Origin of the sequence: Halomonas sp. BC2 (assembly GCF_002078115.1) — a bacterium.
GTDB lineage: Bacteria > Pseudomonadota > Gammaproteobacteria > Pseudomonadales > Halomonadaceae > Vreelandella > Vreelandella stevensii.
In genome coordinates, this window is sequence record NZ_LFGT01000026.1 from 117,026 (window position 1) to 140,998 (window position 23,973).

The following is a 23,973-nucleotide window of genomic DNA, read 5'->3' on the forward strand; positions in this document are numbered from 1 at the left end:
ATTGGCGATACACGCCAACGTTTCATAAAGTGACATGGTGTGGCCATGATGAAACGGTTTTTCCGAACGATGCGTTCTGCTTTTTTCAGCAGTGTTTTGCCACTCGAAAGGTTATGATTTTTTATAACAAACGAAGCATGCTGCGGGGCAGTATGCAGCCGTCAATGGGGAATCAAGGATGTGGCGTAATACACGCAGCGGCTGGGGGCTGGTCAGTATCGCGTTTCATTGGCTGAGCGCTCTGACCATTATTGGCTTGTTCGCGCTTGGCTGGTGGATGACCGGGTTGGGTTATTACGACCCCTGGTACAATCAGGCGCCCTGGATACACCGCTCGGTGGGCGTGTTGCTGCTCATCGCCACCTTCGGTCGATTGGCCTGGCGCATGATACAGCCCAGCCCGGCTGCAGAGGGTGGTCGGTTCGAGCGTCTGGCAGCTCACCTTGGCCACATAGCCCTTTACGTTTTGATGCTGATGGTACTGTTCAGCGGCTACCTGATTTCGACCGCCAATGGCCGTTCCATCAGTGTATTTGGTTGGTTCGATGCGCCCGCCATCGTGCATGGCTTGCCCAATCAGGCCAGCGTGGCGGGAGACATCCACTGGTACAGCGCGCTGGTGCTCATGGTATTGGCAGGTGGGCATGCACTGGTGGCACTGGTTCACCACTGGCGCTTGGGGCACGATACGCTGCGCCGCATGATCAACCCGCGCCATGGGCAGCCAAATCGTCATGGCCAGCCAAAGATTTGAACCCTGTTCTACTCACCGCGGACTCATGATGGATCCGCACTCTTGACCAAGGAAAGCGAGGAGATAGCAATGTTGAAGAAGACAGCGATTGCCACGGCACTGGCCGCAGCGGCTCTGGTTCCCCTGAGCCAGGCGCAGGCGGCTGACTATCAGATCGATATCGAAGGCCAGCACGCGTTCGTGCAGTTCAAGATCAACCATCTGGGCTTCTCTTACATTCTGGGCAGCTTCGAGACCTTCGATGGCCAGTTCCATTACGATGCCGACGACCTGGACGCGTCTTCCGTCTCCATGGAAGTGCAGGTCAACAGCCTGACCACCAACCATGCCGAGCGTGATCGTCATATTCTGAGCGCTGACTTCCTCAACGCCAGCGAATTCCCCACGGCGACCTTTACGTCCACTGGTTTCGAAGCCACGGGTGACAACGAAGGCGTGGTGACCGGCGAGCTGATGCTGCATGGCGAAACTCAGGAAATCGAAATGCCGGTAACCCTGATGGGCGAAGGCGAAGACCCCTGGGGTAACTACCGCGCCGGTTTCGAAGGCAGCACCATGCTGACGCTGAGTGACTTCGGCATCGACATGAGCGACTTCCCGGAAGCCATGCACGAGCTGGAGCTGTACGTTACCTTCGAAGGCATCCGCCAGTAAGCGATGCCCGATGAAAGCGCTGCCACCCTCACGGGTGGTGGCGTTTTTTGCGTTTTAGGGCACCCGTCAACCGAGCAATACACCAAGGAGGCCGCCGTTGGCAGCCGCTATGCAACAACGTGAGTTGGCCATCACCCTATGGCGCCAAACCTGGCCCATGGCCATTGGCGTTCTGGCGCTGCTGGGGTTTCAGCTGGTCGACAGCGCTTTCATCGCGCGACTGGGCACGGCCCCGCTGGCCGCGCAGTCGTTCACTTTTCCGCTGTCGTTTTTGATCATTGGTATTCAGGTGGGGATGGGCATTGCCATTGCGGCGCTCATCTCCCGTGCCCTGGGGGCCGGTGAGCAGGCCAGAGCCAGGCGCTTGAGTAGCCTGGTGCTGGTAGCCAGTGGTGCGGTCATCGGTGTGCTGGCCGTGGTGCTTTGGGCGTTGCAGGAGCCCTTGTTCAGCCTGCTGGGGGCCGACCAGCGTGCGCTAGGGCACATTCGAGCCTACTGGGCGCCGCAGCTGTTCGCCGCCTGGTTGGGCGCCTTGCTTTACTTCATCTACAGCGTGTTTCGCGCCCACGGCGATACTCGGTTGCCTGGCAAGATGATGGTGGTCAGCAGCCTGGTGAACCTGGTGCTGGACCCGCTGTTCATTTTTGGCCTAGGCCCCTGGGAGGGGTGGGGGTTGCCGGGGGCTGCCTGGGCCACGGCCATCGCCTTTGCCGTGGGCTTATGGTTTACCAGCCGTAAGCTGTATCGCCGTGGGTGGGCGACGATGGTCGCGCTGTGGCCAGAGGCCAAACGCTCCTGGCGCTCTTTCACCGGCATTGCCGCGCCAGCCATGGTCAGCCAGCTGATGCCGCCGCTGGCCGCAATGCTGGCGATTGCGGCGGTGGCGGGGCTGGGGGATGCCCAGGTCGCGGCCTGGGGGTTGGCCAGCCGGTTGGAAACCCTTTCGCTGATGGTGATTCTTGCCATGACCATGTCCCTGCCTCCCTGGTTGGGGCGCTGCTATGGGGCTGGAGAGTGGGAGCAGATCCACCGTTTGTTGCGCCTGGCGCTGACCGTGGCCGTGGCCTGGCAATTGGCGCTGGGCGTGTTGTTGGCGCTGGCGTCACCCTGGGTGGCCATGGCGCTGGCCGGTAATCCAGAAGTGCAGAGCGAGCTGGCGCTGCTGATACGTTTTCTACTGCCCAGCTATGCGGCGCTGGGTGTATGCATGCTGGTGGTCTCGGCGGGCAATGCGCTGGGCTGGCCGCTGCGGGCCATGCTGCTCTCCAGTGCGCGGCTGTTCGTGTGCTACCTGCCGTGCCTTTGGGTGGGTGGGCAGCTGTTTGGCTGGACGGGGCTGGCTGCGGGCGCCGCTTTGGGGAATGTGCTGGCAGGCCTGATGGCTTGGGGAGCGCTGCGGCGGATTCTCTCTCGCCCGCATCGGCGGGCGGGAGCGTCATGACCCGACAACGGGTTCAGTGCTGGCGACGTGATTCCTGAAATGAGAAATACAGGAACAGCAGCGCCATGGCGAGATAGCCCATGACGAAGTCGGGGGCCGCATTGAAGGCCAGCTGGGGGGCATGCATCAGGCCAACGAATGAAAAGCCCGCCGCGATGGCGGCAAAGGCCGCTGCCCTGCGGAACTGATGGTCGATCACCGACACGGTCATGGCGCCCAGTAGGATGGCCATGAACATGGCGCCTTGCCCCAGCACGACGATGGCGCTGGAGATGTCGCTGACCACCTCACCGGCTCCCCGGTTGAAGCGCGTCATCACGTAATTGGCGAAGTAGGGCAGCATCGCCAGGGCGATGGCCGGGTAGTAGCGGGTATCGTTGGCCTGGAACGCAGTGGCGATCATGGACATCCCCACGAACACCAGAATAGGCGCCACGACGGAGACCGGAATGATGGCCGCCAGTGCAGCAATCAGGCCGAACATGGTGGCCAGCGCATAGACGGCGCCGTTCAGCAGGCTGTAGCCGCGCCCGGCGCCCATCCACTTGGCACCCACCGTGGCAATGTAGACCGTGGTAGGAAACGCGCCCCCAAACAAGGCCCCGATCATGGTGCCTGCACCATCCACGGCCTGGCACTCCCGTACATCGTACTTGTCGCCTGCGGCTTCCATGGCCTCGACGTTGTTCATGGTTTCGATGGCGTTGTACAGGGTAATGGGCAGCACCACGGTCAGGACGGCCAGCATGCCGGTGAACAGTAGGCCCAGCCCTTCGAACCAGGCGAGATTGGGCAGCAAGGGGTAGAACCCAAGATGGGTGAAGGCATCGCTGAAGCGCTCGGTGCCTGCATCACCAATCAGGTAGGCCATGGTCGTCCCGATGACGATGGCAAACAGCGAGGTGGGGAGTTTGAAGGGCATGCTCACCCTGGCGACCAGGCCCACGATGATGATCCCCAGCACCAGCAGGCCAATCACCGGCATTTCCAGCGTCTTGAACAGCATTTCACCCGCAATAAAGGTCAGCGCAACGCCTGCCACGGCACCCAGCATGGCGGCTCTGGGCAGGTGATACTGTACCCAGCGGCCCACGACGCTGATCAGCGCTTCGATGGCACCGCTGATGAAGCAGGCGGCCACGGCGACTTTCCAGGCGAGTTCGGCATCGCCGGTCAGCTGTTTGGCGGGCAGCAGCACCCCGAACAGGAAGACGAACATCACCGGCGTGGAAATACCGTAGGAGAGCGCTGTGACATCGCTGCGGTTCTCCTTGCGCGCCAAGCGAGCGGCGCTCCAGGCATAGTAGAAGTTGCCCACCATGACGGCGACCGCCGCCCCTGGCAGCACCTGCCCATACACGATGGAAGCAGGGAAACCCATGCCCAGCATGGTAATGGCGATAATGATGAAGTTGGCGATGTTGTTCTGAAACAGCGCAAAGAAAGCGTCGGTATCTTCTTTTTTGTACCAGGGGTAGGGAGTGCTGGCAGCCGCCATGTTGTGCCTCTCGGTTATGGTGTGTTGTATACAAGGCTACGCTGAGTGTGCCGAATGTTTGACTAATCGGTCAAGCGTTGCGTTGTCACGGACGCCGCGCAGGCGCCCCAGGCTCTGGCGGCGAAGGCGCAATTGTACACATCATTGTTCAAGAGGTTGATCTTTCGAAAACAAAACGCCCGGGCCAAGGCCCGGGCGTGATATGTCAGTGCGCGAGATCAGTCGTTGACTGCCGCGATGGCCTTGGCCAGGTAGGGGAGGTTCTCGTGGGAGAAACCTGCCACGTTGGCACGGCCTGAGCGCACCATGTAAATGCCGAACTCGTCACGCAGGCGGTCTACCTGTTCCGGGGTCAGGCCCGTGTAGGAGAACATGCCGCGCTGCTCGGCCACGCAGGCGAATTTTTCCGCCAGGCCGTAAGGTTTGAGTGCCTCGACGAAATCGCGACGCAGGGTATTGATGCGGTCGCGCATTTCCGTCAGCTCTTCACGCCACAGGGCGGACAGCTCGGCATCGTGGAGGATTTCGCTGACGATGGCGCCGCCGTGGGCGGGCGGATTGGAGTAGTTTTCCCGGGCAACGATGGCCGCCTGGGAGCGTACGTTTTCCATCTGCTCGGCGTCCTTGGCCACCAGGATCAGGCAGCCAGTGCGCTCGCAGTAGATGCCGAAGTTCTTGGAGCAGGAGCTGGTGATGATCACTTCATCCAGGTTTTCAGCCAGCAGGCGAACGCCGTAGGCGTCTTCGTCCAGCCCTTCGCCGAAGCCCTGGTAGGCGAAGTCAATCAGCGGCAGCAGCTTGCGCTCTTGCAGAACGGCCATGACTTCCTGCCACTGCGCTTGAGAAAGATCGAAGCCGGTGGGGTTGTGGCAGCAGGCATGCAGCACGACCACGTCGCCTTCAGGGATCTGCTTGAGGGCTGCCAGCATGCCCGCGAAATCCAGACGGTTCTCGGCATCAACGTAGGGGTATTTGTGCAGTGCAATGCCGGCCGCAGTGAAGATGCCGTGGTGGTTGGGCCAGGTGGGGTCGCTGACCCAGATGCCTTTGCCGGGCAACTGGCTGGCAATGAAATCGGCCGCCAGACGCAGGGCGCCCGTGCCGCCCGGTGATTGCGTGGCGCTGGCACGCTTGGCTTTCAGTACCGGTGAGTCGGCACCCAGTACCATGGGCAGCACGGCATCGCCATAAGCGGGGGCACCGTGGGAGCCAATGTAGGTTTTGGTGGTTTCATTCTTGAGCAGGCGAGCTTCTGCTTCCTTGACCGCGCGCATGATCGGGGTATTGCCCGCTGCATCACGATATACACCGACACCTAGGTCCACTTTCTGCGGATTGGTGTCTTTCTTGAAAGCTTCGATCAACCCGAGAATGGCGTCTCCAGGGACTCGCTCAATTTGCTCAAACATTTATTCGACTACCTCGTCGGTTCTGGCGGCAAGAATGAAATCATTGAGATGCAGGCCGCGCAGGGTATGTGTCCACCAGGTCACGGTGGTGCGCCCCCACTCGGTCACGATGACCGGGTGATGCCCAGCCTGCTCGGCAACCTCACCGACCCGTTGGGTAAATGCCAACGCATCGGCGAAATCACGAAACGCAAAGCGTCTCATCAACTTCATGATGCCATCGTGTTCGATAATCTGCCACTCTGGAAGTGCGGCCAGATGGGGTTGGCATGCCTCATGAGCGAGCGGCATGGCATCTGACGACACGGACTGGAAGGCAGTGCGAGCGAGGCTTTGCATGGTGGGTCTCCGGGCGCGATCAGTATAGCGTCAGGGTAGAAGACGCACGCAGTCCCGGCCAAGCTCCTTGGCACGATAGAGCGCCTGGTCGGCGCGCTCCATCAGGCTGGTCAGGGGTTCGCCACAGCGGTACTCCGCCACCCCGATGCTCAGCGTGACGCTGCTCTGGCCAATGCCGAAATCGTGCTCGGCGATGGTTTTGCGCAGGCGGTCGGCAAGCGCATGGCATTGCTGCAGCGAGGTAAGCGGCAACAGTACCATGAACTCTTCACCTCCCAGGCGGGCCACGATGTCTTCACAGCGCAGCAGCGACGTGGTCAATGTGGCCAGCTGCTTGAGTACCTTGTCGCCCTGCAGGTGCCCCCAGGCGTCATTGAGCTGCTTGAAGTGATCGATATCGATCATCATCACCGACAGCGGTGAGCCATGGCGCGTGCTCAGGGAGCTTAAATGGGTCAGTTGCAGCATCAGCTTGCGCCGGTTGGCGAGGCCGGTCAGCGGGTCGGTGTCGCACAGTCGGCGCAAGCGCTGCTCTTCCAGCACCTGCTCGGTGATGTCCATCATGATGCCACTCCAGCGCACCCCGTTGGTCAAGGGCTCCGGGGTGGCACTGACCGCAATCCAGCGCGGGTTGTCCTCGGGAAAGGGCAGCTGAAAGCGGGTGGTCAGCGGCAGCATCCAGCGTGCCGAGCGCTCGATGGCTGACATGATTCTGGGGTAGTCGCTGCCGGTGAGTTGCTCCAGCAAGGGCTGGGCATCTTCAGCAAGCTGATGCTTGTCGATATACGCAAGCGCCATGCCGCCGCCTTCCATATAGGGAAAGCACATGTGCCCGCTATGGGCGCGATAAAATCGAAAAATGACCCCGGGAATACTGCTGATCAACTCTTCCGAGCCAACGGTGCCGGGATTTGCAGTAACGGGTGCCTCATTCACGGGCATGCGTGAATCTCCAGACGATAGGCCTATTATAAGTTAGCCGTAAAGATTAGCCCTAAAAAGGTAAATGGGATGTAAGCCATTGCTGACAAATTGTCTTTTATTGATAATTTTTTGGAATTAAAAAAATATTTTTAATTCTATGTTTTGTGATTTTGCGTTGTCTGGCCTGTGCAGCATGAGCAATTCGGTTTAAAATTACTTTTTTGTATATAAATCATTATTTTTATTACTTTGGTGGCGGTTTTGGGCACGCAGCCAATACATGAAGGGGGGATGACGACCATGGTAGCCACGAGCTCCCAGCCAGGTGCTGGTCGTGTCAGTCTGGTAGGCGCAGGGCCGGGCGACCCGGACTTACTGACATTGAAAGCTTACCGGCGGCTCAAGAGCGCCGAGGTGGTGCTTTATGACCGCTTGGTGAGTGATGAAATCATCGCGCTGCTACCCTCGGAAGCGGCGCGCTACTATGTGGGCAAGGCGCGTTCATCCCACAGTGTACCCCAGGAGGGGATCAATCAAGCGCTGGTGGAGTGGGCCCGACAGGGCAAACAGGTGGTTCGACTGAAGGGGGGCGACCCTTTCATCTTTGGTCGCGGTGGCGAGGAGCTCGAAACTCTGGTGGCAGCGGGTATTGAGGTAGAGGTCGTACCCGGTATCACGGCGGCATCTGGCTGCGCTGCCTATGCCGGAATACCGCTGACCCATCGTGATCATGCGCAATCCGTGCGTTTCGTGACCGGGCATTTGCAGCAGGGCGAGTTTAACCTCGATTGGCCTACCCTGGCACAGCCTGGCCAGACCCTGGTGTTCTATATGGGGTTGAGTAATTTGACGTCGATTTGCGAGGGGTTGATGGCCCATGGTCTAGCGCCAGAAACGCCGCTGGCGCTGATCGAGCAAGGTACCACGCGTCAACAGCAGACCCACACGGGTACGCTGGGTCATCTGCCCACGGCTTTTCTGCAAGGCGCTATCCAGCCGCCCACGCTGTTGATCGTGGGAAGCGTGGTGACACTGCATGCGCAGCTGTCGTGGTTCGAGGCGGAGCAGGGGAGCGCTCAGGGGTTTGGCGAAGATAGCCATTTTTGTAAAGTGCAGCGGCCATAACGCGATTGCCATGCGTGTAGATAACAAGAGAAAGCGTGCTATCCCGTTGGACGGCTGGCGATATGTGGGTGGCTGTGTATGCTGATAGGGACTACTTTTAGAAACGATCGTTGATGCTATCGAACGTTTTGTCACTCACGTTGCTATTACCAGCAGCCAGGCGATAGAGAGAGATGCAGCATGTCAGAAACAAACCACCCAAAGCCGCAAACACCCACTGGCAAGCCCGATATGAAGACGTTGTTTCAGGATAACCGCGTCAAGGGGATTGCCGGTATCGCGGCCATTGCGGTGATATGGGCCATCATGGCGCAGTCCAATGCAGGCACCCATCGTGATCGCGTCGAGCGGCTGGAAGGTCAGCTGAATAGTGTCGAGCAGGAAAATGCCCAGCTGAGCCAGCGTCTGGCTGAGGTCGAAGAAGCCGAAGCCGACCTGACGGCCATGCGCGAAGAAATAGCCCTGTTGGCGCAGCAGCAGGAGGAAGCCGCCGAGACGCTGGCTTCCGCCCAGGGCGAGGTAAGTACCGTGCAGTCGCGTCTGGAAGAGCTGGAGTCCCAGGTCAACGAGGCCAACGAGCGCCTGGCCGAGCTGGAAGAGCAGATTGCCAGCCAGCAGAGCGAGCTGGAGTCGCTGCAGGAGGAGCGTGATAGCGTGATCAGCGAGCGCGATGCGATGCAGTCCGAGATCGAGTCCATGACCCAGCTGCGCGAAGAGGAAGAAGAGAGCCTGAGCCAGGTGCGCAGTGAAATGGATGATCTGATGGTGGCGCTGGACATCGGACGCGAAGAAGTCGCCAACGTCGAGCGCGATATCGAGACTCGCGAAGAGCAGTTGGAGCGGCTGGAAACCCAGCTACGTGAATGGCGTGAAGAGCTGGCCGCGCTAGGCGACCGCCTGCACGTGGATGACGCCGCCAACGATGAGGTGCCTGACCTGTCAGGTGATCAAGAGAGCGAGGGCGACGACGCTGACGCTGACGATACGCAAGCGCAGTAAACGGAGTTCCGATGGCTGAGGCCATCGTGTTCTTCCAAGAGCGGGCACGGGGCTTCCCATGCCCGCTTTTGTTTTTGTCGGTTTAGAAATGGGCGGTGGAGGAGTATCATTCCCGCCAGACCATGCAGGTATTCAACAACGGGAGAGCCATTGATGGATGGTGTGAAACATATCGTGGCCGTGGCCTCGGGCAAGGGCGGTGTCGGCAAGTCGACCGTGACCGTGAATCTGGCGCTGGCATTGTCGGCTCAGGGCTACCGTGTGGGCGTGCTGGACGCCGATATCTATGGACCCAGCCAGGCCCAGATGCTGGGCGTCAAGGAAGGGGTACGTCCTCAGGCCGGGGAGAACAACACGTTTCTGCCACTGGAAGCGCATGGCATCCAGGCCATGTCGATGGCGTTCATGGTCAATACCCGGGATGCCATGGTATGGCGTGGCCCTATGGTCGTGGGGGCGTTCCAGCAGATGCTCAACCAGACCCAGTGGGACAACCTGGAGTTCCTGCTGATCGACATGCCGCCCGGTACCGGCGACATCCAGTTGACGCTGGCGCAGAAAGTGGCCGTGTCGGGTGCGGTGATCGTGACGACACCTCAAGACATCGCGCTGCTGGATGCTCGCAAGGGCATCGAAATGTTCCGCAAGGTCAATGTGCCTGTGCTGGGGGTAGTCGAGAACATGAGCCTTTACCACTGTGAGCAGTGCGGCCATGAAGCGGCGATCTTTGGCACCGGTGGCGGTGACCGCATTGCCGAAGAGTATGACACGGCGGTGCTGGGTCGGCTGCCGCTGACGCTGTCGATCCGTGAATTGGCCGACTCCGGGCGCCCCAGCGTGGTTGCCGAGCCGGAGAGTTCCGTGAGCCAAACGTTTGCCGAGATTGCCCGTCAGGTGGCGCAGTCCGTCAATGCCCATCAATCCGGTGGCCCGACGATTTCCTTTAGCGAGTGATGAAGTAACCGATGAGCATTAAATCAGACAAGTGGATCCGTCGTATGGCGCAGAGCGATGCCATGATCGAGCCCTTCGAAGCCGAGCAGGTGCGCTACGTCAACGATCAGCGGGTGATCTCCTACGGCACGTCCAGCTACGGATACGATGTGCGCTGTGCCGATGAGTTCAAGGTGTTTACCAATATCCACTCGGCGATTGTCGATCCCAAGTCGTTCGATGACAAAAGCTTTGTCGATGTAAAAGGGGACGTGTGCATCATTCCCCCCAACTCGTTCGCGCTGGCGCGCACGGTGGAGTACTTCCGTATTCCGCGTAACGTGCTGACCATTTGTCTGGGCAAATCGACCTACGCGCGCTGCGGCATCATCGTCAACGTGACGCCACTGGAGCCGGAGTGGGAAGGCCACGTGACGCTGGAGTTTTCCAACACGACCAACCTGCCTGCCAAGATCTATGCCCATGAAGGCGTTGCCCAGATGCTGTTCCTCGAATCCGACGAGGTCTGCGAAACCTCGTACAAGGATCGTGGCGGCAAGTACATGGGGCAGCGTGGGGTGACCTTGCCCAGAACGTGATGGGGAAGGACTTAGCGATCAGCCATTGTCAGATGGCAGGATAAAAAAACGCCCTGATGCAGTGATGCATCAGGGCGTTTTGGGTTGGATGCCACGATGGGTCAGGCGTCGTTGGCTTCTTCGTCCAGTTCTTCGGCGGCATCCGCATGGGAAAGACGCATGCCATGGGGCGGTAACAGGTGGCCGTCCATGCGTGCGCCTTCGGCGGTGTACTGCAAGCGTCCTTCAAGGAACCAGTGAACGGCAATCGGGAAGATCAGGTGTTCACGGGCGTGGACCTTCTCCTTGAGGGTCTCGACGCTGTCGTCGGCGGTGACGGCGAGCTCGGCTTGCAAGACCACCGGCCCTCCGTCCAGCTCTTCGGTGACGAAATGCACGCTGCAACCATGCTGGGCAACGCCATCGGCCAGGGCTCTGGCGTGGGTGTTGAGGCCCTGGTAGGCAGGCAGCAGCGACGGGTGAATGTTGAGCATTTTGCCCAGGAAGCGCTGTACGAAGCGTGGCGTCAGAATCCGCATGAAGCCCGCCAGTACGATGAGATCCGGCTCATGGCGTTCGATCACCTTGATCAGTGCGCCGTCGTAGGCGTCGCGGCTATCGTATTCACGGTGGGGCAGAGCCACCGCTTCGATACCCGCTTCGTGGGCGCGCTTCAGACCGTAAGCGTCCGGCTCGTTGGAGATGACCGCGACGATCTCGCCGCCCAGACGGTCGTGCTGCTGGGCGTCGATCAAGGCCTGCAGGTTGCTGCCGCTGCCGGAGATCAACACCACCACGCGGCGTGCGCCCACCGGTTCCGGGGTCAGGTCGTTGATGGTATCCGTGCTGTACTCGGTACTGCTCATGCCTGCGGGCCTGCCTTGAGGTTGTTCAGCACCACGGCCTCGTCCTCGCGTGCCACGATGTGGCCAATCTGGTACACGGTTTCACCTTGCGCCTGCAGGTGTGCCTTGGCGGCCTCCGCCTGGCTCGCAGGCACTACCACCACCATGCCGATGCCGCAGTTCAGCACGCGGTGCATTTCGGTTTCGTTGACGTTGCCCTTGGCTTGCAGCCAGTTGAATACTTCCGGGCGCTGCCAGGTGGCCAGGTCGATGTGTGCCGCCAGGTGGGCGGGCAGCACGCGGGGAATGTTTTCCAACAGGCCGCCACCGGTAATGTGCGACAGCGCATGCACCGCCAGCTCCGTTTCACGCATCATCGAGAGCAGTGACTTGACGTAAATGCGCGTGGGAGCCATCAGCGCTTCGCTCAGCGGCTTGCCGTCCACCTGCTCTTCCAGCGACGCCTGGCTGACTTCGAGGATCTTGCGAATCAGGGAGTAGCCATTGGAGTGGGGGCCGGAGGAGGCGAGGCCCAGCAGTACGTCACCTTCGGCGACCTTGCTGCCGTCCAGAATCTCTTCTTTCTCTACCACGCCAACGCAGAAGCCAGCCAGGTCGTAGTCGTTGCCTTCGTACATGCCGGGCATCTCGGCGGTTTCGCCACCCACCAGCGCACAGCCAGCCAGTTCACAGCCTGCACCAATGCCGGTGACGACGTCGGCGGCGATATCCACGTCCAGCTTGCCCGTGGCATAGTAGTCGAGAAACAGCAGCGGCTCGGCACCGGCCACGATCAAGTCATTGACGCACATGGCTACCAGGTCGATCCCAATAGTGTCATGCTTGCCCAGGTCCATGGCCAGACGCAGCTTGGTGCCTACGCCGTCGGTACCAGAGACCAGTACGGGTTGACGGTAACCCGCAGGCAGCTCGCACAACGCGCCGAAACCACCGAGGCCACCCATGACCTCCGGGCGTGACGTGCGCTTGGCCACATGCTTGATGCGGTCCACCAGGGCATTGCCTGCATCAATATCGACGCCTGCGTCCTTGTAGCTGAGAGAGGGAGTCGACTGGGAAGAGGAGGTCTCGGTCATGACGGGTCCTGTGAAGCCTATGCAAAGCGATTGTGCTGGCAAATTGCCAGTGCCGGAGCGATAACGGCCTGCGATTGTATCACTGCGCGACGTAAGTCGCACCGATGGACACGTTATCAGGTGCGTGCAGGCCAGGTTTTGTTACTATTCATTGCTTGACGCTGACCGTGTATCCAGGGAGGAGAGAATAAAATGCGACATTCATGGTGGGGCATCCTGTTTTTGGTGGCCCTGGTTGGCGTTGTGTATTTACTGGATGCGGTGCTCATGCCCTTCATTGCCGGACTGATTCTGGCGTACCTGGCAGACCCGCTGACCAACTATTTTCAGCGGCTGGGGCTGAAGCGGGTGTGGGCGGTCAGCAGCGTATTTCTCATTCTGTTGCTGGTGCTGGCCATCAGTTTGCTGATCCTGATTCCGCTGGTCATCCAGCAGATCAAGCAGCTTGGCGAGATGGTGCCTGGCGTGTTCGACTGGGTGGAAAACTACCTGGCCCCGCAGGTGCAGGCGTGGACGGGGTATGATCTGCGTTCCGAGCTGGACAATGTTCAGGAGACCCTGGCTGAAAATTGGCGCGATGCCGGTAGCTACCTGGCCCAGGCGCTTGGCCAGATTGGCCGTTCGGGCATGGCCTTCGCCACGTGGGTGACCTACGTGGCATTGATTCCGGTGGTGACGTTCTACTTGCTCCTTGACTGGAACCGTTTGCTGAACAATCTGATCGACTTGATTCCGCGCCACTGGGTCGATGACGCCACGCGGCTGGCCAAACGCTGCGATGAGGTGTTGGCGGCGTTCCTGCGAGGCCAGCTACTGGTCATGCTGTGTCTGGGCGTCATCTATGCGGTGGGGCTGACCCTGATGGGGCTGAATTTTGGCCTGTTGATCGGCGTCATTTCCGGGCTGGTCAGCATCGTCCCCTTCCTGGGGTTCATCGTTGGGCTCAGCAGCGCCCTGGTGGTGGCGCTGTTCCAGTTCGATAGCTGGTGGGCGCTGCTGGGGGTGCTGGGGGTATTCAGCCTGGGGCAGGTCATCGAAAGCGTCGTGCTGCAGCCAAAGCTGCTGGGTGACAAGATTGGCTTGCACCCGGTGGCGGTCATTTTTGCGGTCTTGGCGGGGGGCAACCTGTTTGGCTTGACCGGGGTTCTGTTGGCCTTGCCTGCGGCTTCGGTCATCATGGTGCTGCTCAAGGAGGTCAAGGAGCGCTACCAGAACAGTGCCTTGTATGATGAGACGCTGGAACCGACGTTACCGCCGCACGAACTGGGTCTCCAGGACAAAAGGGAGTCTTCATGAGCCGATTGCCGGCACAGTTACCGCTCGGGGTGGGGTTGCGTGATGACGCAACGCTGAACAACTACTACCCCTCGAGCGGTAATGCAGCTCTGGTGCAGCATCTGACGCAACAGCTGTCGCCAGACGCCGAGCCGTTCATCTATCTTTGGGGCGCGCCGGGCAGCGGCCGTAGTCATCTGTTGCAGGCGGCCTGCCACGCGGCGTCGGATCAGGACAAGCGTGCCCTTTACCTGCCGTTGGCCGACCTGGGCCATTTCCCGCCGCTGATGCTGGAGGATATCGAGCGTCTTGACCTGGTGGCCATCGACGACCTCGAATACGTCATCGGGCGCAAGCGTTGGGAAGAGGCGTTGTTCCATGCGTTCAATCGTTTGCGAGACGCTGGCAAAGCGCTCTTGATCGCCGCCAATGCGCCGCCCAGGCGGCTGGATGTCGTGCTACCGGACCTGGCCTCACGGTTGACCTGGGGGGTGACGTTTCATCTTCACCCGCTGGATGACCAGGAGCGCCTGGCCGCCTTGAAGCTGCGGGCTCGGGTCAGGGGGATGGAGTTACCCGACGATGTGGGGCGGTATATCCTGCATCGCGGCCCCCGAGAGCTTGGCGAGCTGTGTCGGGCGTTGGAGACCCTGGATCAGGCGTCGCTGTCGGCCAAGCGCAAGCTGACCATCCCTTTCGTGAAAGGCGCACTCAACTGGTAGACATCATTGGCAGGTGCCATGAAAAAGCCCCGAGCACAGCGTGCTCGGGGCTTTTTACGTTGGGCAGGCCTCACTCACGTGCCACCAGCCTGGCGTTTGATCAGGCGCTCTTGCTCATTTTGCTGGCGGCTGCCTGAGCCTGCTTGACGTTGTCTTCGGTCAGCTTCTGGCTTTTCTGCAGGAAATCCTGCTGCAGCGATACTACCTTGTCAGCGTCGCCCTTGACGCGCTCGGCCAAGTCCTTGGCCACTTTTTGCTGGCTTTCCATGTAGCTGCGCAGGCCATCGGCATCCTTGACGCTCAACAGCTGACGCACTTGGGCGATGCCGGTGTCCACGTACGCTTTGTTCGCGTCCAGCTGGGCATTCAGCAGTTTTTCAGAGTAGTCGATGCTCAGGGTCATGTAAGCACGGGCAGGTGCCATGAACAGGTTGTCGAACTGCTGAGTCATTTCGTTGGTGTTGAAGGTACGCATGGTGATATCTCCTGGCCTTGTCTTGGGCAAAGTCTTGGGCAAACGGATTGCTGATCGAGTAGGGCAATCCAACATTCAAGGCTCAGCAACCGCGTTCCTGAAGCCACTTTCGCAACTGCCGACCTTATCTTGCTTTGCAGCATAACAGCTGTTTTTGTGCAGTGCAACATGGCGCAATGGCCTCTCGCCCTCCATGCTGTGGGGACGCTGTTTACCGATCCATGGAACATCGCTACACTTAAGGTTATGGATAATCATTATCATTTGTTTGTCGATGATGGCGACGCCAGCCATTAACAAGCGAACCGAACTCGATGAACGAACTGGGCTCGATGAGCCCATTGGAAAAGGAGAGCACCATGAGCACGCGGATTGAACGAGACAGCATGGGTGAGCTGGAAGTGCCCGCAGAAGCCCTTTACGGTGCCCAGACACAGCGGGCGGTGAACAACTTCCCGGTGTCGGGCACCCCGTTGCCTGCGGCGTTCATTCATGCCGTGGCGCGCATCAAACTGGCCGCCGCGCGCAGCAATCAGGCGCTGGGGCTGCTGGATGAACAGCGCGCCGCAGCCATCGAAAAGGCGGCCATGGCGGTGATCGACGGGCAGTACGATGAGCACTTCCCGGTGGATGTTTTCCAGACGGGGTCGGGCACATCGACCAACATGAACGTCAATGAGGTGCTGGCGACCCTGGCCAGTCGTGAAGGGGTCGAGATCACGCCCAATGATCACGTCAACATGGGGCAGTCCAGTAACGATGTCATCCCGACCGCCATTCACCTGTCTGCGGCGATAGCGGTACATACCCAGCTCCGGCCTGCTCTGGTGCAGCTGAAAGAGGCCATCGACCGTCGCGCCGAAGCGCTTTCCCACGTGGTGAAGACCGGGCGCACGCATTTGATGGACGCCATGCCGCTGCGCATGGACCAGGAGCTGGGCGGCTGGTCCAGCCAGGTAGGGCAGGCCATCGAACGTTTTGACAGCGCCCAGCAGCGGCTGTGCCGATTAGCCCAGGGCGGTACGGCGGTGGGCACGGGCATCAATGCGCCTGAGGGGTTTGCCGAGCGGGTGGCCGAGGACCTGAGCCAACAGACAGGGCTTTCGCTGGTGCCCAACGACAGCTTCTTCGCCAGCCTGGGCTCTCAGGATGCTGCCGTGGAGCTGTCCGGGCAGCTGCGCGGCTTTGCCTGTGTGGTGATGAAAATTGCCAATGACCTGCGCTGGATGAACTCTGGGCCACTGGCAGGGCTGGGTGAGATCGAGCTGGAGGCGCTGCAGCCGGGGAGCTCCATCATGCCCGGCAAGGTCAATCCGGTGATTCCCGAGTCCGCGGCCCAGGCGGCGGCTCAGGTGATCGGTCTGGATACGGCGGTGACCGTGGCCGGGCAGAGCGGTAACTTCCAGCTGAACGTGATGCTACCGCTGGTGGCGGCCAATCTGCTGACCTCCATTACGCTGATGAGCAATACCGCCACGCTGCTGGCCGAGCGGGCCATCGCCACCTTCAAGGTGCGCGAGGACAATTTGCAGGGGCCGCTGGCGCGCAACCCGATTCTGGTCACGGCGCTGAACAGCGTCATTGGTTACAACGCTGCTGCGGCCATTGCCAAGAAAGCGTATCAGGCGGGTCGGCCCATCATTGACGTGGCCGAGGAAGAAACCGACCTGGATCGCGCGACCCTGGAGCGCTTGCTGGACCCGGCGGTGCTCACTCGCGGGGGGATCCCTCAGTAAACACCATCGCTCTGGCCTGGTTCAGGCCAGCTTGGGGTCAGGTCTGCTGCTCTTCGCTCTTGCCTTGCGCAATGGTAGCGCTGGCTTCCTGGCGCTCTTCTTGACTGGCGGAAGGAGTGTCGTGCTCCTCCTGGCGCGCAGGCTGATAGCTGAGCGTCGCCAGGATGGGGAAGTGGTCCGACCCGAAGGCTTCCAGGCGCTCCATGTGGGTGAGCGTAAACTCCTCACTGACGAACACATGATCCAGCGGCCAGCGCAGTAGAGGGTAGTGGGCGTGAAAGGTGCTGAAGAGCCCGCGGCCGCGCCGGGGGTCGAGCATGCCACTGACCCTGCAGAACAGCCGCGTGGTGCGCGACCAGGCCACATCGTTGAGATCGCCCGCCACGATGGTGGGGAACGGCTCTTCGTGAACTTCCTTGCCTACCCATAGCAGCTCTGCGTCCCGCCACAGCGACTTTTCGCTCTCGCTGGGAGCGGGAGGCCTTGGGTGCAGGGCGTAAAAGCGAACCTGTTCGCCGTTGGCCAGAGTCATGCGCGTGTGGATGGACGGGATATCGTCCTGAATGAGCCACTTCACCTGTGGATTGCTCAGCGGCAGGCGTGAATAGAGATGCATGCCATAGAGGTTGTCCAGCGGCACCTTGACGCTGTGGGGCCACCGTTCATGCAGAGCGCTATCGAGCTGCTTTTGCCACCACTGGTCGGATTCGAGGGTGAGGACCACGTCTGGCTGATGGCGCTCGATCATGGCCAGCAGTTTCGCTGACTGGCGGTTGGGCGTGAGCACGTTGGCGATCAGCAGGGTCAGCGTCGGCGCCTGGCTGTCGGCGTGGGTGGCCTTGACCTGGACTGGCCAGCAGCGGGTCCAGGGGATGATGTAGCGCAGTTGAAGCAGCAGGCTCACCAGGGAAGCCGCAAGAGCAATGTTCTGCCAATTGCCAGCAGGCAGTATCAGGCCGCTCAGCAGCGCGCAGAGCGCCGCGGCGGTCGCCAGCTGCAAACGTGGAAACTCGACGCTGCGAATCCACCACCAGCGTAGGCGGACTCTGGCCAGCAGCGTGGCGAACAGGAGTGTCAGAGCGGTACAACCCAGTAGTGGCCCGAGCAAGCGATACCTCCTGGCATCATGATATGACGATTTAACGTAGATGCAGCTTAGTGGTTACGTTTATCAAGTGTCGATATAATTCTTCCAGCTCAGGCGGTTGCCAGAGCCTTGCAGAGAAGAAGACGTAAAAATGACTTGCAATTCAGCTATAAAGCCGTAGAATACGCATCCGTTGCACAGCAGGACCATAGCTCAGTTGGTTAGAGCGCCACGTTGACATCGTGGAGGTCGGCGGTTCAAATCCGCCTGGTCCTACCAATCATGTGCAGCCACGTTTCAGGACCATAGCTCAGTTGGTTAGAGCGCCACGTTGACATCGTGGAGGTCGGCGGTTCAAATCCGCCTGGTCCTACCAGATTCTTCAAAAAGCCCCGAGCACTGCTCGGGGCTTTTTGCGTTATAGGCGAGGCAGATCGGTCTGGCGAATGAAGGTATCGACCAGCGCCTCGATGCCGGCCTGGTCCTGGGCGCTGAAGCGGGCCAGCTGGGGGCTGTCGATATCCAGAACGCCCCATAGCCAGCCATCCTGAACGATGGGGACGACCAGTTCGGACTGGGAGGCCGCATCGCAGGCAATATGGTCGGCTACGGCGTGTACGTCGTCGACTCGCTGGGTGGTGCAACTGCGCGCCGCTGCGCCGCATACTCCCTTGCTGAACGGAATCGGGTTGCAGGCGGGCTTGCCCTGGAAGGGGCCCAGGGTCAATATTTCCGGCTGGCGTTGCAGGTAAAAGCCTACCCAGTTGAGCTGTTCCAGCGATTGCTGGATGAACGCGCTGGTCTGGGCGCTGTTGGTCAGCCAGTCGCGTGTGTCCAGCAGGGCAGCGAGCTGACGATTGAGCAGGTCATAATCGATGGGGGTCATGTTGTTTCCCGGTTCGGATCAATGTCTCGGATAAAAACGCATCAGGCCAGCCTCGCGGCTGGCCTGATGGTAAAGCGTGTACTGCCAGTAGCGTTATTCTTCGATCCAGCCAGGTACGGCGGCACCCTTGAACAGCTCGGTGGCTTTCTCGATGACTTCGTCGCGCTGGTAGGCGTCTACCAGCTGGCGAATATCTTCGCGCTCTTCGTCACCGCCACGTACGGCAATCAGGTTGACGTAGGGGGACTCGGGACCTTCCTTGATCAGTGCGTCATCCAGGCTGAGGCCTGCTGGCTGAGCAAAGGTGTTGTTGATGAAGGCCATGTCCACGTCGGGCAGTACGCGAGGCAACTGCGCGGCTTCGATTTCACGGAAGCGGAAGCCGCGCGGGTTTTCAGCGATGTCGATGGGGGTGGCTTCCAGGAAGGTCGGATCGTTCAGCGTGATCAGGCCTTCGTTGTGCATCAGGATCAGAGCGCGACCTTCATTGGAAGGGTCGTTCGGCAGGGCGATCTGAGCGCCATCCGGCAGCTCATCGATGCTGCTGTATTTTTCCGAGTAAGCACCGATGGGGTACACAAAGGTGTAGCCAGCGATGGCGAAGTCGTAGCCACGGTCATTGATCATGGCTTGCATGTAGGGCTCGTGCTGGTAAGCGTTGGCATCCAGGCTGCCATCGGCCAGTGCCGCGTTGGGCGTCACGTAGTCGGTAAACTCGATGATTTCGACGTTCAGGTCGAACTCTTCCTTGGCAATGCGCGCCGCGACTTCCATGACTTCGGTTTCCGGGCCTGCGACCGTGCCTATCTTGATGGTGCGCGTGTCGGCGTTGGCGACGTTGATGGCCAGTGCCAGGGCGGTCAGGCTGCCAATAACGAGTTTTTGCATGGCGTTGCTCCAGTGTTGTGATGAGTCGTGTTGCAATGATGCGGTAATAAGAAACGCAAGTCTAATTCGTTTTCGCTATATGTGGCTATGCTGATCAAAGCTAAAAGCTATGTCATTTCGCTGAGCCGTCGGTGGCCTACTTGCGATCGCTTTTGCGAACCAGATAGTCGCCCAGGCTTTGGAAACCTTGCACCATGACCACCAGAATCACCACGGTGATCAGCATGATGGTCGGGTTGAAGCGGTTGTAGCCATAGCGAATGCCCAGATCGCCAAGGCCGCCGCCGCCAACGGCGCCTGCCATGGCCGAGTAGCTCACCAGAGTCACCACGGTGATGGTGAGACCGGTAATGATGCCGCCGCGTGCTTCAGGGATCAGTACCTTGGTGATGATTTGCCAGGGCGTGGCGCCCATCGACTGGGCGGACTCGATCAGGCCGGGCGAAATTTCGTTGAGTGCGCCTTCGATCAAGCGGGCGACGAAGGGGATGGCCGCGATGGTCAAAGGGACCGATGCCGCGTTGATGCCGATGGAGGTACCGACCAGCATTCGCGTGAAAGGAATGATGGCGACCATCAGAATGATGAACGGAATCGAACGGCCTACGTTGGTGATGATGCCCAGTGCCTGGTTAAGTACCGGCATGGCCAGAATCTGCCGAGGCCGCGTGACGTACAGCAGCACCCCCAGCGGCAGGCCCAGCAGTGTGGCGATGACGCCGGACACGGCCACCATGTAAAGGGTGTCCAGCGTCGCCTGTAACACGAGATCAAACATTGCGCTGGACATGACCCAGTACCTCCACCTGTAGTTGATGCGATTCCAGATAAGACATGGCTTGCTCGGTCTGTGCCGGAGTGCCTAGCAGCTCGGCGATCATCAAGCCCAGCGTGCGGTCCTGAATCGACTCGACCTTGGCCTGCAGGATGCTGACATCCACGCTGCACTCCCGCGCCAGGCGTGAAATCAGCGGCGTGGAGACCGCATCGCCCGAGAAGGTCAGCCGCACCACCGGGTGGGTCTGCTCGCCGGGCTGCGCTTGCAAGCGCGCCAGCAGCTCCTTGGGCGGGCTCAGCTGCAGGAAATCGTTGAGGAATTCGCGACCCAGCTGGGTGGCTGGGGCGGTAAAGAAATCGCCGACTTCGGCGTCTTCCACCAGCCGCCCGCCGGAAATCAGGCTGACGCGATGGCAGATCGATTTGACCACTTCCATTTCATGGGTGATCAGCAGGATGGTAATGCCCAGCTGCTGATTGATGTCACGCAGCAGTTCCAGAATGGAGCTGGTGGTTTGCGGATCCAGGGCCGACGTGGCCTCGTCGCAGAGCAGGACGTTGGGCTTGCTGGCCAGCGCCCGGGCAATAGCCACGCGCTGCTTCTGACCACCTGAGAGCTGCGCGGGGTACTGCCTGGCCTTGTCGGCCAGGCCGACCATGTCGAGCAGTGGCAAGACGCGGCTCTTGATGGCGCTGCGCTTCTCGCCCATCAGCTCCAGCGGCAGCGCCACGTTATCGAAGACGGTGCGCGTGGTGAGCAGGTTGAAGTGCTGAAAGATCATGCCGATACGATGGCGTGCCTGATTCAGGTCGCGGCGGCTCAGCTGGGTCATTTCCTGGCCGTCGACCTGTACCTTGCCACTGGTGGGGCGCTCCAGCAGGTTGACGCAGCGGATCAGGGTCGATTTCCCTGCGCCGGATAGGCCGATGACGCCGTGAATGCTGCCCTTGGGTATCGTTAAATTGACATCCTGAAGGGCGTGAACGGCGCTGGGGCCGCTGCCGTAGGTTTTGCTTACGTTGCTAAGTTCAATCATAGCGTCTGCCTTAATGTTAGGCCGAAGACGGAGTGCGGGAGAGACGAGCGTAGGGGAGGGTAACAAAAAAAGACCACCCTTGCGGGTGGCCATCAACGCTGGACACACCCTTTTAGCTGCACTTCACGTGGTTACAGGGACCGCGTGGACGCCCGCAATCTGGGTACAAATCGGCGTCATTACATTTGCGGCGAAAGTCTAAAGAGAGGTAGGTGCATTGTCAATTAAATACGGTCTATTTCATGTTTAAGCGTGCTTATACAGAGTTTTCTGCTTTTTGTGGGCACATTTTTAGTTTTTGATTCTGAATTGGGCCTTTTCAGGCCGTATTGGACAGCAAAAAACACGCTGTTCAAGCACTTGCCAGGCCTGCACTGCACAAGGTTGGGGCATAGGGTGTAAGCTTGCGGAAATTTTTACAGCTTGAGCCAGTTCGCTGGCGAATCAACAGAGGGAAAGTCCATGTTCACCGGTATTGTGCAAGGTATCGCTGAAGTCGTTGAAGTGCTGGAGTTGGAGGCGTTTCGTACCCATGTGGTGGCGCTGCCCGAAGAGCTGCGTGAGGGGCTGGAAATTGGTGCGTCGGTAGCACATAACGGGGTCTGTTTGACCGTTACTCGCATCGAAGGTGAGAAGGTCAGCTTCGATTTGATGCGTGAAACGCTGCGATTGACTAATCTTGGTGCAATCGAGGTGGGGCAATGCGTCAATATAGAGCGCGCTGCACGCTTTGGTGATGAAATTGGCGGGCACTCCATGTCCGGGCACGTCATCTGTATGGCCAGGGTCGTGGCCATTGAGGAAGCCCCCAATAATCGACGGTTGTGGTTCTTGCTGCCCCCCTCGATGGCCCGTTTCGTGTTCGAGAAGGGCTACATTGGCGTAGATGGTATCAGCCTGACCGTCGGTGATGTGCGACCGGCCAGCACTGGGGAAGGGGTGGAGTTCAGCGTCAATCTGATCCCCGAAACCCTGTCGCGCACCATGCTCAAGGAGCGACTGGTTGGGGACTGGGTCAATATCGAGATCGACCCGCAAACCCAGGTCATCGTGGAGACCGTGGAGCGGGTGTTGGCGAGTCGTCTGTAGAAAATTATCGGCCTATGTTGACCAATCGGTTAGCTTATGGCCTGAAGTTTGCTAATCATAAGACAGGGGCGCTATCGCCCTTTCATTCGCTGCACAGGGGGTACTCGCATCGCGTAGTGCCTTTCGGTAGTATGTGCGGCTTTTCTCGCACCAAGGGACGCATCCAGCGTAAGCGCGAAGGATAAAAACGATATGAAATTTCTGGACAACTACTTCAAGCTCGCCGAGCAGAAGACCAACGTAAAAACCGAGGTGATTGCAGGGGTCACCACGTTCCTTACGATGGCCTACATCATCTTCGTCAACCCGAGCATCCTTTCGGAAGCCGGCATGGATTACGGTGCTGTGTTCGTGGCGACGTGTCTGGCGGCGGCCATTGGCTGTTTCGTGATGGGCTTCTGGGCCAACTACCCCATTGCCCAGGCACCCGGAATGGGCCTGAACGCCTTCTTTACCTACGGCGTGGTGCTGGGAATGGGCTACACCTGGGAAGCCGCGCTGGGGGCGGTGTTCTTCTCGGGCCTGACCTTCTTTTTTGCTGAGCATTTTTCAAGGTGCGCGAGTGGATCATCAACTCGATCCCGCTGTCGCTGCGATTGGGGATTGCGGCGGGTATTGGCCTGTTCCTGGCGATGATTGCCCTGAAAAATGCCGGCATCGTGGTGTCCAATCCGGCGACTTACGTGGCGCTGGGCGACCTGTCTCAGCCGCCAGCCATCTACGCCTTGTTGGGCTTTTTCGTGATTACCGCGCTGGCCTACCTGCGCGTGACCGGTGCGGTGATGATCGGTATTCTGGGTGTGACCGTCACCGCCATGGTGCTGGGCCACAATCAGTACGGTGGCATCATGTCCATGCCGCCTTCCATCGCCCCGACCTTCATGGCCATGGATCTGATGGGCGCGCTGGACGTGGCCATGCTGAGCGTGATTTTTGCGTTCCTGTTCGTCGACCTGTTCGATACCTCGGGTACGCTGGTGGGCGTGGCGCACCGTGGCAAGCTGCTGGACAAGGACGGCAAGCTGCCGCGCATTGGCCGTGCCATGATGGCCGATAGCACGGCGTCCATGGCCGGTGCTGCGCTGGGTACTTCCACCACCACCAGTTACATCGAGTCGACAGCGGGCATTGCCTCGGGCGGCCGTACCGGTCTGACGGCGGTGGTCGTTGGCGTACTGTTTTTGATCAGCCTGTTCTTCGCGCCGCTGGCGGGTTCCATTCCGGCCTATGCCACGGCAGGCGCTCTGCTGTACGTGGCGGTGCTGATGGCGGGTAGCCTGGCGCATGCCAACTGGGAAGACCCCACAGACGCCGCGCCGGTACTGATCGCCGCATTGGCCATGCCGCTGACCTTCTCGATTGCCGAGGGTATTGCCTTGGGCTTCATCAGCTACGTTGCCATCAG

At 59.8% G+C, this 23,973-nt stretch carries 23 protein-coding genes, 2 tRNA genes and 1 pseudogene; 14 read left to right on the forward strand and 12 right to left on the reverse strand.

Going from position 1 to position 23,973, the window contains the following annotated elements:
- Nucleotides 1-178 precede the first annotated feature (178 nt).
- From B7L71_RS15405 to B7L71_RS15415, 3 genes are all read left to right on the forward strand, one after another.
- Complete coding sequence (locus B7L71_RS15405; RefSeq protein WP_081138990.1) at nt 179-754, forward strand: cytochrome b; 576 nt, start codon at nt 179-181, stop codon at nt 752-754.
- 69 nt (nt 755-823) lie between these two features.
- Complete coding sequence (locus tag B7L71_RS15410; RefSeq protein WP_081138991.1) at nt 824-1,408, forward strand: YceI family protein; 585 nt, start codon at nt 824-826, stop codon at nt 1,406-1,408.
- Between the two features lie 109 nt (nt 1,409-1,517).
- Nucleotides 1,518-2,849 (forward strand): MATE family efflux transporter, encoded by a 1,332-nt coding sequence (locus B7L71_RS15415; protein ID WP_081138992.1) that lies wholly within the window; start codon nt 1,518-1,520, stop codon nt 2,847-2,849.
- A gap of 13 nt (nt 2,850-2,862) precedes the next feature.
- On the opposite strand, the gene B7L71_RS15420 is transcribed toward B7L71_RS15415, so the two are convergent.
- The 4 genes from B7L71_RS15420 to B7L71_RS15435 all read right to left on the reverse strand — a co-directional run bounded on the left by B7L71_RS15420 (nt 2,863) and on the right by B7L71_RS15435 (nt 7,037).
- Nucleotides 2,863-4,347 carry a uracil permease gene (locus B7L71_RS15420; RefSeq protein ID WP_081138994.1) on the reverse strand — a complete coding sequence of 495 codons (1,485 nt, stop codon included), beginning with the start codon at nt 4,345-4,347 and terminating at the stop codon, nt 2,863-2,865.
- Between the two features lie 218 nt (nt 4,348-4,565).
- Nucleotides 4,566-5,756, reverse strand: coding sequence for an amino acid aminotransferase (locus B7L71_RS15425; RefSeq protein WP_081138995.1), 1,191 nt, complete (start codon nt 5,754-5,756; stop codon nt 4,566-4,568).
- Nucleotides 5,757-6,095 carry a 4a-hydroxytetrahydrobiopterin dehydratase gene (locus tag B7L71_RS15430; RefSeq protein ID WP_081138997.1) on the reverse strand — a complete coding sequence of 113 codons (339 nt, stop codon included), beginning with the start codon at nt 6,093-6,095 and terminating at the stop codon, nt 5,757-5,759.
- A gap of 30 nt (nt 6,096-6,125) precedes the next feature.
- Complete coding sequence (locus tag B7L71_RS15435; protein WP_081138998.1) at nt 6,126-7,037, reverse strand: GGDEF domain-containing protein; 912 nt, start codon at nt 7,035-7,037, stop codon at nt 6,126-6,128.
- Between the two features lie 273 nt (nt 7,038-7,310).
- Here B7L71_RS15435 and cobA point away from each other — a divergent pair, with 273 nt between their 5' ends.
- The 4 genes from cobA to dcd all read left to right on the forward strand — a co-directional run bounded on the left by cobA (nt 7,311) and on the right by dcd (nt 10,675).
- A complete protein-coding gene (gene cobA, locus B7L71_RS15440; RefSeq protein ID WP_081139000.1) occupies nt 7,311-8,144 on the forward strand; it encodes a uroporphyrinogen-III C-methyltransferase in 834 nt (277 codons plus the stop codon).
- 180 nt (nt 8,145-8,324) lie between these two features.
- Nucleotides 8,325-9,143: a hypothetical protein gene (locus tag B7L71_RS15445; RefSeq protein WP_081139001.1), complete on the forward strand. Its 819-nt coding sequence runs from the start codon at nt 8,325-8,327 to the stop codon at nt 9,141-9,143.
- A gap of 153 nt (nt 9,144-9,296) precedes the next feature.
- Nucleotides 9,297-10,097 (forward strand): iron-sulfur cluster carrier protein ApbC, encoded by an 801-nt coding sequence (apbC, locus tag B7L71_RS15450; RefSeq protein WP_081139003.1) that lies wholly within the window; start codon nt 9,297-9,299, stop codon nt 10,095-10,097.
- A gap of 11 nt (nt 10,098-10,108) precedes the next feature.
- Nucleotides 10,109-10,675 (forward strand): dCTP deaminase, encoded by a 567-nt coding sequence (dcd, locus tag B7L71_RS15455; protein WP_039182260.1) that lies wholly within the window; start codon nt 10,109-10,111, stop codon nt 10,673-10,675.
- A gap of 101 nt (nt 10,676-10,776) precedes the next feature.
- Here the strand turns inward: dcd and purN are convergent, their stop codons facing one another.
- Entirely contained in the window at nt 10,777-11,520 is a 744-nt protein-coding gene (gene purN, locus B7L71_RS15460; protein WP_081139004.1) for a phosphoribosylglycinamide formyltransferase, read from the reverse strand.
- On the reverse strand, nt 11,517-12,596 hold the full coding sequence (purM, locus tag B7L71_RS15465; RefSeq protein ID WP_081139006.1) for a phosphoribosylformylglycinamidine cyclo-ligase: 1,080 nt from the start codon (nt 12,594-12,596) through the stop codon (nt 11,517-11,519). Before purM ends, purN begins: the two co-directional genes overlap by 4 nt.
- 192 nt (nt 12,597-12,788) lie before the next feature.
- On the opposite strand from purM, the gene B7L71_RS15470 reads away from it, so the two are divergent.
- A complete protein-coding gene (locus tag B7L71_RS15470; protein WP_081139007.1) occupies nt 12,789-13,892 on the forward strand; it encodes an AI-2E family transporter in 1,104 nt (367 codons plus the stop codon).
- On the forward strand, nt 13,889-14,593 hold the full coding sequence (gene hda / locus B7L71_RS15475) for a DnaA regulatory inactivator Hda (protein ID WP_039182250.1): 705 nt from the start codon (nt 13,889-13,891) through the stop codon (nt 14,591-14,593). The genes B7L71_RS15470 and hda overlap by 4 nt, the downstream gene beginning before the upstream one ends.
- A gap of 100 nt (nt 14,594-14,693) precedes the next feature.
- Here hda and B7L71_RS15480 read toward each other — a convergent pair whose 3' ends face one another.
- Nucleotides 14,694-15,068, reverse strand: coding sequence for a phasin family protein (locus tag B7L71_RS15480; RefSeq protein ID WP_081139009.1), 375 nt, complete (start codon nt 15,066-15,068; stop codon nt 14,694-14,696).
- Nucleotides 15,069-15,427: 359 nt separating this feature from the next.
- Here B7L71_RS15480 and B7L71_RS15490 point away from each other — a divergent pair, with 359 nt between their 5' ends.
- On the forward strand, nt 15,428-16,804 hold the full coding sequence (locus tag B7L71_RS15490) for a class II fumarate hydratase (protein WP_081139012.1): 1,377 nt from the start codon (nt 15,428-15,430) through the stop codon (nt 16,802-16,804).
- Between the two features lie 37 nt (nt 16,805-16,841).
- On the opposite strand, the gene B7L71_RS15495 is transcribed toward B7L71_RS15490, so the two are convergent.
- Nucleotides 16,842-17,912 (reverse strand): endonuclease/exonuclease/phosphatase family protein, encoded by a 1,071-nt coding sequence (locus B7L71_RS15495; protein ID WP_081139013.1) that lies wholly within the window; start codon nt 17,910-17,912, stop codon nt 16,842-16,844.
- Between the two features lie 181 nt (nt 17,913-18,093).
- Here B7L71_RS15495 and B7L71_RS15500 point away from each other — a divergent pair.
- A tRNA-Val gene (locus B7L71_RS15500) sits at nt 18,094-18,170 on the forward strand.
- Between the two features lie 20 nt (nt 18,171-18,190).
- Nucleotides 18,191-18,267 (forward strand) — tRNA-Val (locus tag B7L71_RS15505).
- Between the two features lie 42 nt (nt 18,268-18,309).
- Here the strand turns inward: B7L71_RS15505 and B7L71_RS15510 are convergent.
- From B7L71_RS15510 to B7L71_RS15525, 4 genes are all read right to left on the reverse strand, one after another.
- Complete coding sequence (locus B7L71_RS15510) at nt 18,310-18,777, reverse strand: GAF domain-containing protein (RefSeq protein WP_081139015.1); 468 nt, start codon at nt 18,775-18,777, stop codon at nt 18,310-18,312.
- 93 nt (nt 18,778-18,870) lie between these two features.
- On the reverse strand, nt 18,871-19,665 hold the full coding sequence (locus B7L71_RS15515; RefSeq protein WP_081139016.1) for a MetQ/NlpA family ABC transporter substrate-binding protein: 795 nt from the start codon (nt 19,663-19,665) through the stop codon (nt 18,871-18,873).
- A gap of 136 nt (nt 19,666-19,801) precedes the next feature.
- Nucleotides 19,802-20,455, reverse strand: coding sequence for a methionine ABC transporter permease (locus B7L71_RS15520; RefSeq protein ID WP_026001709.1), 654 nt, complete (start codon nt 20,453-20,455; stop codon nt 19,802-19,804).
- Nucleotides 20,436-21,479, reverse strand: a complete 1,044-nt coding sequence (locus B7L71_RS15525; RefSeq protein ID WP_081139018.1) for a methionine ABC transporter ATP-binding protein — start codon at nt 21,477-21,479, stop codon at nt 20,436-20,438. The genes B7L71_RS15520 and B7L71_RS15525 overlap by 20 nt, the downstream gene beginning before the upstream one ends.
- A 462-nt stretch (nt 21,480-21,941) precedes the next feature.
- Here B7L71_RS15525 and B7L71_RS15530 point away from each other — a divergent pair, with 462 nt between their 5' ends.
- Both B7L71_RS15530 and B7L71_RS15535 read left to right on the forward strand, forming a co-directional pair.
- On the forward strand, nt 21,942-22,568 hold the full coding sequence (locus B7L71_RS15530; RefSeq protein WP_081139019.1) for a riboflavin synthase subunit alpha: 627 nt from the start codon (nt 21,942-21,944) through the stop codon (nt 22,566-22,568).
- 192 nt (nt 22,569-22,760) lie between these two features.
- A pseudogene (locus tag B7L71_RS15535) lies at nt 22,761-23,973 on the forward strand (NCS2 family permease); the annotation flags it as partial.